At 54.8% G+C, this 12517-nt stretch carries 11 protein-coding genes and 5 tRNA genes; all 16 read left to right on the plus strand.

What is annotated here, in order from left to right:
- The first annotated feature begins 130 nt into the window (after positions 1–130).
- The 16 genes from prmC (at position 131) to rpoB (ending at position 12469) form a co-directional block, all read left to right on the plus strand.
- Positions 131–979, plus strand: a complete 849-nt coding sequence (prmC, locus tag ACI0FJ_RS00115; protein WP_424297824.1) for a peptide chain release factor N(5)-glutamine methyltransferase — start codon at positions 131–133, stop codon at positions 977–979.
- 179 nt (positions 980–1158) lie between these two features.
- Positions 1159–2085, plus strand: a complete 927-nt coding sequence (lpxC, locus tag ACI0FJ_RS00120) for a UDP-3-O-acyl-N-acetylglucosamine deacetylase (RefSeq protein WP_424297825.1) — start codon at positions 1159–1161, stop codon at positions 2083–2085.
- Positions 2086–2788: 703 nt separating this feature from the next.
- A tRNA-Thr gene (locus ACI0FJ_RS00125) sits at positions 2789–2864 on the plus strand.
- Between the two features lie 17 nt (positions 2865–2881).
- Positions 2882–2967: transfer RNA gene (locus tag ACI0FJ_RS00130), tRNA-Tyr, on the plus strand.
- A gap of 47 nt (positions 2968–3014) precedes the next feature.
- Positions 3015–3091, plus strand: a tRNA-Gly gene (locus tag ACI0FJ_RS00135).
- Between the two features lie 42 nt (positions 3092–3133).
- Positions 3134–3209: transfer RNA gene (locus ACI0FJ_RS00140), tRNA-Thr, on the plus strand.
- A 53-nt stretch (positions 3210–3262) separates the two neighbouring features.
- Positions 3263–4456, plus strand: a complete 1194-nt coding sequence (tuf, locus tag ACI0FJ_RS00145; RefSeq protein ID WP_424297826.1) for an elongation factor Tu — start codon at positions 3263–3265, stop codon at positions 4454–4456.
- Positions 4457–4459: 3 nt separating this feature from the next.
- Entirely contained in the window at positions 4460–4609 is a 150-nt protein-coding gene (gene rpmG, locus ACI0FJ_RS00150) for a 50S ribosomal protein L33 (RefSeq protein ID WP_424297827.1), read from the plus strand.
- Between the two features lie 52 nt (positions 4610–4661).
- A tRNA-Trp gene (locus ACI0FJ_RS00155) sits at positions 4662–4738 on the plus strand.
- Positions 4739–4761: 23 nt separating this feature from the next.
- Positions 4762–5040, plus strand: a complete 279-nt coding sequence (gene secE / locus ACI0FJ_RS00160) for a preprotein translocase subunit SecE (protein ID WP_424297828.1) — start codon at positions 4762–4764, stop codon at positions 5038–5040.
- Between the two features lie 11 nt (positions 5041–5051).
- Positions 5052–5624: a transcription termination/antitermination protein NusG gene (gene nusG / locus ACI0FJ_RS00165; protein ID WP_424297829.1), complete on the plus strand. Its 573-nt coding sequence runs from the start codon at positions 5052–5054 to the stop codon at positions 5622–5624.
- A gap of 60 nt (positions 5625–5684) precedes the next feature.
- Positions 5685–6107, plus strand: a complete 423-nt coding sequence (gene rplK / locus ACI0FJ_RS00170; RefSeq protein WP_424297830.1) for a 50S ribosomal protein L11 — start codon at positions 5685–5687, stop codon at positions 6105–6107.
- Positions 6108–6119: 12 nt separating this feature from the next.
- Positions 6120–6827, plus strand: coding sequence for a 50S ribosomal protein L1 (gene rplA / locus ACI0FJ_RS00175; protein WP_424297831.1), 708 nt, complete (start codon positions 6120–6122; stop codon positions 6825–6827).
- A 266-nt stretch (positions 6828–7093) separates the two neighbouring features.
- Complete coding sequence (rplJ, locus tag ACI0FJ_RS00180; protein ID WP_424297832.1) at positions 7094–7621, plus strand: 50S ribosomal protein L10; 528 nt, start codon at positions 7094–7096, stop codon at positions 7619–7621.
- A 39-nt stretch (positions 7622–7660) separates the two neighbouring features.
- Complete coding sequence (gene rplL / locus ACI0FJ_RS00185; RefSeq protein ID WP_424297833.1) at positions 7661–8047, plus strand: 50S ribosomal protein L7/L12; 387 nt, start codon at positions 7661–7663, stop codon at positions 8045–8047.
- Between the two features lie 300 nt (positions 8048–8347).
- Positions 8348–12469, plus strand: coding sequence for a DNA-directed RNA polymerase subunit beta (gene rpoB / locus ACI0FJ_RS00190; protein ID WP_424306434.1), 4122 nt, complete (start codon positions 8348–8350; stop codon positions 12467–12469).
- Positions 12470–12517 lie beyond the last annotated feature (48 nt).

Raw genomic sequence — 12517 nt, forward strand, 5'->3', positions numbered from 1 at the left:
GAGTGCCTCCGGCGGCCAAGGGCCATGATGGCCCCTGGACCCCGCATCACGCAAAAAGCAAATGCCCCGCCGAAAAGATTCGGTGGGGCATTTGCTTTTTGCGGGGGAGTACAAGAGAGAGGGGGAGAGGATGAGACTGCGGGAACTTTTGCAGCAATGGGAAGGGCGTTTGAATGCGGCTGGTGTGGACTCGCCGCGTCTGTCTGTCCAGCTTTTGGCCTCACATGTGTTGGGAAAAAGCAGGGTGGATATGCTGCTTGATGCCGGGCAGGAAGTGGAGGAGGCAAAGAGGGAAGAAATTGAAAGGGTGATTGCGCGACGGCACAAGGGCGAACCTGTCGCGTATATTTTGGGAGAGAAGGAATTTTACGGGTTGCCTTTTGCCGTGGGGCCGGGTGTGTTGGTTCCCAGGCCGGAGACCGAACTCATTGTGGACAAGGTGCGGGAGCTGTACACGGAAGACGAGCCTTTGGTTGTGGCGGATTTTGGAGCGGGGAGTGGAGCCCTGGCCGTGACATTGGCGAAGGTTTTTCCCAGGGCTTTGGTCGTTGCCGTGGAGCTGAGCCCGGATGCTATACATTATATAATAGATAATGCGAAAAAGAATGGCGTGAGAGAGCGGGTTCTGACAGTACGGGCTGATTTTTGTCGGCCGGTGCTGCGTCGGGAATCGTTTGATGTGGTTGTCTCCAATCCGCCCTATATTTGCAGACCACAATACGACGAGTTAAGCGCCGAAGTTCGTGAATACGAACCGCAGTCTGCCCTGACGCCGGGGGAGACCGGGCTGGAACAATTCGATGCGTTGGCGCGGCAGGCCTGTGCTGCTTTGAAAGATGGAGGCCGGTTTTTCATGGAGATTGGTTTCGACCAGGGAGAGACGGCCTTGAAAAAAATAACAGCAGCTGCGCAATGGACGTCCAGCGGGGGGGTGCAGGATTTGGCCGGACTGGACCGTGTTGTCTGGGCGGGCAAATAGCCGCTGTGGCAGCGGATTCAACTGATTTGTCTCGGGTAAATATGTTGAAAAAAAACGACAAGTTGCAAAAAAAATACAACTTTGCGGCTAGGGCGTGATTGCGATGGTTAATAAAATCAATATGTTATTATTTGGCATGTCCTTTGCTTATTAAAGGCCTGATACGTCGGAGGACATAGATGCTACAAACTACGATTGAATCTCCCATAGAGTGCTCTGGAATCGGACTGCACAGCGGAAAAAAAGTCAAAATGGCGCTGCGTCCGGCTCCTGAAGATGCCGGGGTTATGTTTTGTTTGCTGGGCAAGGATGGCAAAAAAATGCTCAGGCCTTGTCCTGAAGCGGTTCGTTCCACACAATTGGCCACCACCTTGTGTGCGGGCGGAGATTCCGTAGCCACGGTGGAGCACCTTATGGCGGCACTGCGTGGCATGGGCGTGGATAACGTCCGGGTGGATCTGGACGGCTGCGAAGTTCCCATCATGGATGGCAGCGCGGCTTCCTTTGTGTATTTGCTCCGCATGGCCGGTATCAAAGAGCTTTCCGCTCCCCGTCGTGTTTTGGCCCTGACCAAGCCCATCGAATTTGTGCGCGAAGGCAAATATATCAAAGCCACCCCATATAATGGCTTCAAGGTGGACTTCACCATCGATTTTCCCCATCCGCTGATTGGAAAACAATCCATGTCGTTCAATCTGACGGGTGACCGTTTCGCTGAAAAGCTGGCCAAAGCCCGCACCTTCGGCTTCCTCAAGGAAGTGGAATATCTCCATCAAAATGGCCTTGCCCTGGGCGGTTCTCTGGAAAACGCAGTTGTTCTGGATGAATTCGGCGTGCTCAATGAGGACGGACTCCGTTTTGACGACGAGTTCGTGCGCCACAAGGTTCTCGACTTCATCGGTGACATGGCGGTCAGTGAATACCCTCTGTTCGCGCACTTCGACGTATTTGCCAGCGGGCATGCGCTGAACAATGAATTCCTCCGTTATCTTACTGAAAATGCCGACGAGTACCTGGAAGAGGTTACTCTGGGACGGCCTGTGCCGAGACACAGCCGGGCGGGCGTTGCCGTGGCACAGCCGCAGGTCGCAGCTGCCATGGGCTAGACGTTATGTGGAACACGGGCTTGCGCCCGATGTAATAGGAAGGTTTTTATACGCTGAAAGGCCGCCGTAAGGTGGCCTTTTTTATGGTCCCTGCCTGTTCCAAGGACACAGATGGCTCTGGAGCGCGAAAGAAGGGTGTTTGCTACTATATAGATTAAGGGGAAGCAGGAGAAAATCCCTTGGGCTTGAATCTGGAGCAAGGAAAATATCGGTTGGGCAAAGCTGAAAATGATCCCCCAGGGTTGAAATAAACGACCTGCTATGCCAAGGTTATCTACTTTGTGGAGAAGTAGCTGGAAAAGTTTTTTGAGAGCGCGAGAAGGCATGCATGCGGATAAAGTGGGGTGGATAGGGGGATCGTTCCCCTCTCTGGCCCCTTGCCCGGGCGGAAAAGGGAAAAAAAGTGGACAGTGGTGAAATTTGTTGTTTTATAAGTTTGCTCCTTGTTTCGGGAGCTTGCGCCCGACAATGAATGGCCACGAACAGAAAAAGGCACTTAAATTGAAATAAACTCAAAAAAAGGGGTTGCATTTTTTTTTTTGCAGCAGTAAACCGTCCGCTCCTTCAGGGCGCAGCCCAAAAGGAAAAATGCTCTTTATCGCTGGCGCATGTTTGGCGAAGCATGCTTGCTAAAAGAAAGGGATTTGAGCGAAACAGCTTGACAAAGCATTTTGAGCTGTGTAACTCAGCTGCTCTTGTGAATGCTGGCGTAGCTCAATTGGTAGAGCAGCTGATTTGTAATCAGCCGGTTGCGGGTTCAAGTCCCATCGCCAGCTCCAGATCTTTTCCATGGTAAGGTGGGGTTCCCGAGTGGCCAAAGGGAACAGACTGTAAATCTGTCGGCGTAAGCCTTCGGAGGTTCAAATCCTCCCCCCACCACCACTTAAAGTTGTCGGCTGTAGGAGACATTCGTCGCGTACTACAGGAAAGCGGGAATAGCTCAATTGGCTAGAGCATCAGCCTTCCAAGCTGAGGGTTGCGAGTTCGAGTCTCGTTTCCCGCTCCAAGTTCCCTTGATAAGGTCCGCGCCGCATGTCCAGTTAAAAAAGCCCACGTAGCTCAGGCGGTGGAGCACTTCCTTGGTAAGGAAGAGGTCATCGGTTCAAGTCCGATCGTGGGCTCCATTATTTTTTTTGAACATTCAGCAGCCCGGAACCGCAGGATCAGGGAGAATGTCATGAGCAAAGCGAAATTTGAGCGTAGCAAACCGCATGTCAACATTGGTACCATTGGTCACATTGACCATGGCAAAACCACACTGACCGCTGCCATCACCAAAACGTTGTCCATGAAGGGCGGCGCCTCCTTCGTAGCCTTCGATGAAATCGACAAGGCTCCCGAAGAAAAAGAACGCGGCATCACCATCGCAACCGCCCACGTTGAGTACGAGACTGACAATCGTCACTACGCTCACGTGGACTGCCCCGGTCACGCCGACTACATCAAGAACATGATCACTGGTGCAGCCCAGATGGACGGCGCAATCCTCGTTTGCGCAGCCACTGACGGTCCCATGCCCCAGACTCGTGAGCACATCCTGCTTGCCCGTCAGGTTGGCGTGCCCAGCATCGTCGTGTTCCTTAACAAGTGCGACATGGTCGACGACGAAGAACTCCTGGAACTGGTAGACATGGAAATCCGTGAGCTGCTGGACACCTACGAGTTCCCCGGCGACGACACACCCATTATTCAGGGTTCCGCTCTGAAGGCTCTGGAAGCCGACAGCGCCGATGACGAAGCCTGCAAGCCCATTTTTGAACTGATGGCTGCCTGCGACTCCTTCATCCCCGAACCCAAGCGCGACATCGACCGTCCTTTCCTGATGCCCATCGAAGACGTTTTCTCCATCTCTGGCCGCGGCACTGTCGTGACTGGTCGTGTGGAACGCGGTATCATCAAAGTCGGTGATGAAGTTGAAATCGTCGGTATCCATGATACCGTTAAAACGACCTGCACGGGCGTTGAAATGTTCCGCAAGCTGCTTGACCAGGGTCAGGCAGGCGACAACGTCGGCGTCCTGCTGCGTGGTGTGAAGCGTGAAGACGTGGAACGTGGTCAGGTTCTGGCCATTCCCGGCACCATCACCCCGCATGTCAAATTTAAGGCCGAAGTTTACGTCCTGAGCAAGGAAGAAGGCGGACGTCATACTCCGTTCTTCTCCGGCTACCGTCCTCAGTTCTACTTCCGTACGACCGACATCACTGGTGTTGTTACTCTGGAAGAAGGCGTGGAAATGGTCATGCCCGGCGACAACGCGACCTTCAACGTCGAACTGATCGCCCCCATCGCCATGGAACCCGGCCTGCGCTTCGCCATCCGCGAAGGTGGCCGCACCGTCGGCGCCGGCGTGGTCTCGGAAATTACGGAGTAAACAATGCAGGTTATCATCCAGTTGCAGTGCACAGAGTGCAAGCGTAAGAACTATTCCACTGTCAAGAACAAGAGGAATACGACTGGTCGCCTTGAGCTCAGTAAGTATTGCCCCTGGGACAAGAAGCACACCGTCCATAAAGAATCCAAGTAGTTCGTTCCCTCCCGTGTGAGCGGGAGGGGCGACTCCTACATAAGGAAAGTGCAGGCCAGTAGCTCTAATTGGTAGAGCACCGGACTCCAAATCCGGGTGCTGGGGGTTCGAGTCCCTCCTGGCCTGCCACTTCGCATATCCAGAGGCAATTAATGGCCAAAGACAAGCAGCAGAGAAAGAAAAGCTCCAAGGTTGAGCGCCGTTCGAAGCAGCAGGCATCTGAAGAAAAGGTGTCTGTTGTTGATCGTTTGCGTTCCCTGCGCGAATTTTTCGAACAGAGCAAAGTAGAGATCAAAAAGGTCACATGGCCCTCCAGGAAGGAGACCATTGCCACCAGCATCGCCGTTGTGGTGATGACAATCGTCATGGCCATTTACCTTGGCCTGGTTGATGTGGCGCTGGCCAAAATCATTGAAGCGATTCTGTCGTAAGGCCATTAGCCATGAGTGATGAAGTGAAAGTCCCAGAAGAAGAGGCTGCCGAGCCCAAGGCGCGGTGGTATATCGTCCATACATATTCCGGCTTTGAACAGCGCGTGGAAAAGACCATTTTGGAAATCATGCGCACAGGGCAGGATTATGGCCAGATCAAGCAGGTCGTGGTCCCGACCGAAAAGGTTATTGAGCTTGTAAAGGGCGAAAAAAGGACTTCCACCAGAAAATTTTATCCGGGGTATGTCATGGTGCAGATGGTTATGACCGACCATTCCTGGCACCTTGTACAGGATATCCCCCGTGTGACCGGGTTTATCGGCGGTAAGATGCGTCCCACTCCCATGCGTGACAGCGAAGCCGCCAAGATTCTTTCCATGATGGAACAGCGTCAGGAAAAACCCCGTCCGAAATTCCATTTCGACCGTGGTGACGATGTCCGTGTTATTGACGGACCGTTCAGCGGTTTCAACGGCGTTGTGGAAGAAGTCAACTATGATAAGGGCAAACTGCGTGTTTCCGTTTCTATTTTCGGACGCCAGACCCCGGTTGAGCTTGACTTCGTCCAGGTAAGCAAAAGCTAGGCTTACTCCCACCACACTGGCGCCTGTAGCAGGGCGCTTTTCCGTTTTGAGGATACAAAAATGGCTAAGAAAGAAGTAGGCAAGATCAAACTGCAGATCCCTGCCGGGGCTGCAAACCCGTCCCCTCCGGTCGGTCCTGCATTGGGCCAGCACGGCGTAAACATCATGGAATTCTGCAAGGCGTTCAACGCAAAGACGCAGGACCAGAAAGGTATGATCATCCCCGTGGTGATCACCGTGTTTGCCGACCGTACATTCTCCTTCATCACCAAGACTCCGCCCGCCAGTGTGCTGCTGCTCAAGGCCGCCAAGCTGGAAAGCGGTTCCGGTGAACCCAACCGTAACAAGGTTGGCAAGGTGACCCACGCGCAGGTCGAAGAAATCGCAACCCTTAAAATGCCCGACCTGACTGCCAAGGACCTGGATGCCGCGTGTAACAGCATCATGGGAACCGCCCGCAGCATGGGCATTGAAGTGGAATAGGGGGAGATCGACATGCCTAAACATGGAAAAAAATACCGCAATGCAGTGGAAGGTCGCGAGCAGGGCGTTCGCATCAGTGTTGACGAAGCCGTAAAGCAGGCTGTTGAAAAGGCATTCGCCAAATTCGACGAAACTGTTGACGTCGTCTTCAACCTGGGTGTCGACCCCAAGTACTCCGACCAGATGGTTCGCGGCGCCTGCACCCTGCCCAACGGGCTTGGCAAGGACGTTCGCGTGCTGGCTCTTTGTAAGGGCGACAAGCAAGCTGAAGCGAAAGAAGCCGGTGCCGATTATGTTGGCGAAGCTGAACTGATCGAAAAGATTCAGGGCGGCTGGTTTGATTTCGACAAGGTTGTTGCCACTCCGGACATGATGGCTCTGGTCGGTAAGATCGGTCGTGTTCTTGGACCCCGTGGGCTGATGCCTAACGCCAAGACCGGTACCGTTACTTTCGATATCGGCGTAGCCGTCCAGGAACTCAAGGCCGGTAAGGTCGAGTTCAAGGTCGACAAGGCCGGTGTACTGCATGCTCCTCTGGGTAAGGTTTCCTTTGGTCCTGAAAAGATCATGGAAAACCTGCAGGCCCTGTTTGCCCAGGTCATGCGGCTGAAGCCGTCTGGAGCGAAGGGTACTTACGTACAGGGTGCAGCCGTCAGCACGACTATGGGCCCTGGCTACAAAATCGATCCTCAGACTCTGCGCAAGCTGGAAGAAGTTTAGTTCCGGATTGCACTGGTCGAGGTACTGATATTTCTTTCGTACCTGATTCGAAGGGTTGTCGCTTGGCGGCAAGGGTATTCCCCAAGGAATATCTGTTGGGAAGAATTCCAGGATGGTTGACATCCCATCCTGACGGATCTCGGGCGAAGGTAAACTAGGTTTGGGACGGTGGGTCGAAGACAGCAGGTGAGCGAAAGCTCTTAATCTCCTGCCGAGATTCACGCTTTGACTCCTCCTCCCTGCCGGAAATCGTGTGAGGTGATTTAGTGAACAGGGCAGAGAAGGCCGAAGTTATCAGCCGGCTCTCCGAGTCCGCAGGCAAGGCATCCATCGCCGTCGTGACCGATTTCAAGGGCATGACTGTTGAACAGATGACCGGACTGCGCAAGCAGCTGCGCGACAGCGGTGTTGACTACTATGTAGTCAAGAACTCGCTGGCTCGCATCGCGTTCACTGATGGAACCCATGAGGTTTTGGCGGACAAACTGAAGGACAATAACGCTATTGCCTTTGGTTACGACGACCCGGTTGCACCGGCCAAAGTCCTGTCCCAGTATGTCAAGGCAAACCCCAAAACCAAGCTGAACGTCAAGTGCGGCAGCCTGGAAGGGTCTTTCCTGGACGAAGCTGGAATCAAGGCTCTGGCTCAGCTGCCTGGACGCGAGGAACTGCTCGCCAAGATGCTGGGTACCATGAACGCCGTCCCGCAGAATTTCGTCGGCCTGTTGGCCAACGTTATGCGTGGCGTGCTCAATGCGCTTAATGCCATTAAGGACCAGAAAGAAGCCGCGTAGAACGCTTCGGAACAAAACGAGTTTTTGGAGGAATATCCCATGGCCGACATTACCAAAGAACAAGTTATTGAGTTTATCTCCAACATGACCGTGTTGGAACTGTCCGAGCTGATCAAAGAGCTCGAAGACAAGTTCGGCGTATCCGCCGCCGCCCCCGTTGCTGCTGTAGCCGTCGCTTCCGGCGCTGCTGCAGACGCTCCTGCCGAAGAGGAACAGACTGAATTCGACGTCGTCCTCAAGGGTGTGGGCGGTAACAAGATCGCCGTTATCAAGGCCGTCCGTGCGCTGACCGGTCTGGGACTGAAGGAAGCCAAAGCCAAGGTGGACGAGGTTCCCGGTACCCTGAAGGAAGGCGTTTCCAAGGAAGAGGCCGAGGAAGCCAAGAAGCAGCTTGAAGAAGCCGGCGCCGAAGTCGAAGTTAAGTAGCGGCACTGCCGTCCCCTTTGTAAAGAAAAGAGCGCATTACTCCCCAGGGAGTACTGCGCTCTTTTACCCGTTCTTTTGTTGGACGAATTTGAAAAAGTTAGTGATTTCAATAGGTAAGAGGAAAGAACAGGTCTTGATTTTTTTTGAGAACATGGTATCTTCTACAGTTACCGTCCAAAAAATCATCCAAACCGCAGGAATTTCTATTATCGTGCGGAATCTTACCTATCCCCAGTCCGTCCACCTGACAAGATCAGGCGTCGTGTCCCTTTGATTAACCCTATTCCCGGCGAGGAAACCATGGGCCAGCTTATCAAGAAATTCGGCAAGATCGAGAATACCCTTCCCATCCCCCATTTGCTGAACCTGCAGGTAGACTCATACAGAGAGTTCCTGCAAGAAGGGCAACCTCCGGCAAGCCGTGAGGACGCGGGCTTGGAAGGCGTGTTTCGGTCGGTCTTCCCCATAGAAGACTTCAATAAAACCGCCAGTCTCGATTATGTAAGTTATGAGATCGGCGAGCCGAAGTACGATGTGGACGAATGCATGTCCAAGGGGCTGACCTATGAAGCGCCCATCCGTATCAAGGTCAGGCTAGTAGTGTTCGATGTCGATGAGGAATCCGAAAACCGGACCATCCGCGACATCAAGGAACAGAATATATATTTTGGTACCGTTCCACTGATGACTGAAAAAGGTACTTTTGTCATCAACGGAACCGAGCGTGTCATTGTCAACCAGTTGCAGCGTTCTCCCGGCATCATCTTTGAGCACGATTCCGGTAAGACGCACTCCAGCCGCCGTGTGCTTTACTCGTGCCGTCTTATTCCCATGCGTGGCTCCTGGCTGGACTTCGACTTTGACCACAAGGACATCCTGTATGTCCGCATCGACCGTCGTCGCAAAATGCCCGCAACCATCCTTTTCAAGGCCATGGGCATGTCGTCCAAGGACATCCTGGACTACTTCTACGACCGTGAACATTACGTTGTGGAAGGCGACAAGGCCTATCGCGAATACGCCAAGGATTTTTATCGCAAGGAGCCTGCGTTCGCAGATATTCTGGATAATGAAGGCAAGGTTCTGGTGCGCGAAGGCAAGCCCATCACCAAGAGGGCTTGGCGCATCTTGGGCGAGCAGAACTTCGAACGTCTCGAAGTCGATCCTGTTTCCCTGAACGGCCTTTTTCTTGCCGAGGATCTCGTCAACGAGCAGACCGGTGAAGTGCTTGCCCAGGCCGCAGAAGAACTTACAGACGAGCTTATCGAAAGCCTGCGCGAAGCGGGAATGACTCGTTATCCCGTGCTGTACACCCGTGGCGCGGACGTTTCCAGTTCCATTCGCGACACCCTGCTTCTGGACAAGACCATTGATCCGGAAACTGCGCAGATTGAAATTTATCGTCGTTTGCGCCCCAGCTCTCCGCCAACTCCGGAGATTGCGGCCAACTTCTTCGAGAATCTGTTCCGCAATGCCGATTACTACGACCTGTCCGTGGTGGGCCGCTACAAACTCAACTCCCGCCTCAAGGTTGATCAGCCGCTTGATGTGCGCACCCTGTCCAACGAGGACATCCTGCACGCCATCAGGCATCTCATCAAACTGAAGGACACGCATGGTCCGGCCGACGACATCGACCATCTGGGCAACCGTCGCGTGCGCCCTGTCGGCGAGCTTGTGGAAAACCAGTACCGTATCGGTCTGGTCCGCATGGAGCGCGCCATCAAGGAGCGCATGAGCCTGCAGGAAGTTGCCACGCTCATGCCGCACGACCTGATCAACCCGAAGCCTGTTGCTGCCGTGCTCAAGGAATTCTTCGGCACCAGCCAGCTTTCCCAGTTCATGGACCAGACCAACCCGCTTTCCGAAGTGACGCACAAACGTCGTTTGTCCGCACTGGGACCCGGCGGTCTGACCCGCGAACGTGCAGGCTTCGAAGTCCGCGACGTGCACACTTCGCACTACGGACGTATTTGTCCTATTGAAACGCCTGAAGGACCGAACATCGGTCTGATCGTTTCGCTGACAACCTACGCCCGCATCAACGATTTCGGCTTCATTGAAACCCCGTATCGTGTGGTCAAGGACAGCCATGTCACGGACGAAATCCGCTACATGGACGCGTCCCTGGAAGCCGGCGAAGTCGTGGCCCAGGCCAACGCCCCCGTGGACGAAAACGGCAAGTTCACCAACAACCTGGTAACTGTCCGTATCACCGGCGACGTGACCATGGTGCCGCCCGAAGAGGTCACCCTCAAGGACATCGCGCCCAGCCAGATCGTTTCCATCTCGGCTGCGCTCATTCCCTTCCTGGAACACGATGACGCCAACCGCGCCCTTATGGGATCGAACATGCAGCGCCAGGCAGTGCCTCTGCTGCGTGCCGAACGTCCCCTGGTGGGCACGGGCATGGAAGCATCCGTGGCGCAGGACAGTGGTGCCTGCGTTCTGGCGGAAGCCGACGGTGTTGTGACCTATTCCGACGCCGACCGCATCGTGGTTGCCTACGAAGGCGATATCTATCCCGAATCCGGCGGTGTGCGCGCCTACGATCTGCAGAAGTTCCACAAGTCGAACCAGAACTCCTGCTTCGGTCAGAAGCCGCGTGTATACGTTAACCAGCAGGTCGAAAAAGGCCATGTGCTGGCCGACGGCCCGTGCATCCGCGACGGCGAGCTTGCCCTGGGCAAGAACCTGGTTGTCGCGTTCATGCCCTGGTGCGGATACAACTTTGAGGACTCCATCCTCATCTCCGAACGCGTGGTCAAGGAAGACGTCTTCACCTCCATGCACATTGAGGAATTCGAGCTGGTCGCCCGCGACACGAAGCTCGGACCCGAAGAAGTCACCCGCGACATTCCCAACGTGGGCGAGGACATGCTGCGCAACCTGGACGAATCCGGTGTTATCCGCATTGGTGCCAAGGTTGCTCCCGACGACATTCTCGTCGGCAAGATCACGCCCAAGGGCGAGACCCAGCTGACTCCGGAAGAAAAGCTTTTGCGCGCCATCTTCGGCGACAAGGCCCGCGACGTGAAGAATACCTCGCTCAAGGTTCCGCCGGGAATCGAAGGCACGGTCATCGACGTCAAGCTGTTCAACCGCCGTTCCGGCGACAAGGACGCGCGGACCAAGGAAATCGAAGATTACGAACTGGCCAAGCTGGACCGCAAGGAACAGCAGCATCTGGACGGCCTGACCGCCAACACGCGTGACAGGATGTGGAGCGTGCTGGAGAACAAGCGTCTGGGACAGACCCTGATGGGCCGCAAGAAGAACGAGGTCGTGGCCGAGGCTGAAACGCCTCTGACCCGCGAGATTCTCGATCAGGTCCCGGTCAAGAAGCTGTCCGGCATGTTCGTCTCCAAGGAAGCCAACGAAGACGTCAAGGCCATCCTGGAAGAGTACGAACATCAGGTGCGCTTCATCAAGAACGTGTACGAGAAGAAACGTGCCAAGGTAACTGAAGGCGATGATCTGCCTCCGGGCGTGATCAAGATGGTCAAGGTGCACATCGCGGTGAAGCGGAAGCTGGCCGTGGGTGACAAAATGGCCGGTCGTCACGGTAACAAGGGTGTTGTTTCCAACATCCTACCCGTGGAAGACCTGCCGTACTTTGCCGACGGTCGTCAGGTTGACATCGTGCTCAACCCCCTGGGCGTGCCTTCTCGTATGAACATCGGCCAGATCATGGAAAACCACCTGGGCTGGGCATCGCATGTGCTCGGACGCCAGCTGGCCGCCATGCTGGATGACGGCGTTCAGTTCCAGGTCCTGCGTGAGCAGGTCAAGGACGTTTTTTCCTCGGATGAAATCAGCAAGATGGTGGACTCCATGGACGACGACGAGCTTGTCGAAGCCGTCCGCGACGTCCGCCATGGCATTATAACCAAGACTCCGGTCTTCGACGGCGCCCAGGAAGAGGAAATCTGGGGCTGGCTCAAGAGAGCCGGTGAAGCCGACGACGGCAAGAGCGTGCTGTACGATGGACGTACGGGCGAACCTTTCAACACCAGGGTCACCACGGGCGTCATGTACATGCTCAAGCTGCACCATTTGGTTGATGAAAAGATTCACGCCAGGTCCACCGGCCCCTACTCTCTGGTTACGCAGCAGCCTCTGGGCGGTAAGGCTCAGTTCGGCGGCCAGCGTTTGGGAGAGATGGAAGTCTGGGCTCTCGAAGCCTACGGCGCATCGCATTTGCTGCAGGAATTCCTCACGGTCAAGTCGGACGACGTGACCGGTCGTGTGAAAATGTATGAAAAGATCGTCAAGGGCGAGAACTTCCTTGAAGCCGGTCTGCCCGAATCCTTCAACGTTCTGGTCAAGGAACTCATGAGCCTTGGACTGGACGTGACTCTCGTACCCGAAGAGGCAGAGAAGGAAGTAGGGGCTCCGCGCAGGCAGACGGCCGTCGAATAGACGGCCGGTCGGTCTGGCGGAACAAGGCAAGGCGTATCAACTTCAATC

The sequence above is a fragment of the Desulfovibrio sp. 7SRBS1 genome (assembly GCF_049723905.1).
GTDB lineage: Bacteria > Desulfobacterota > Desulfovibrionia > Desulfovibrionales > Desulfovibrionaceae.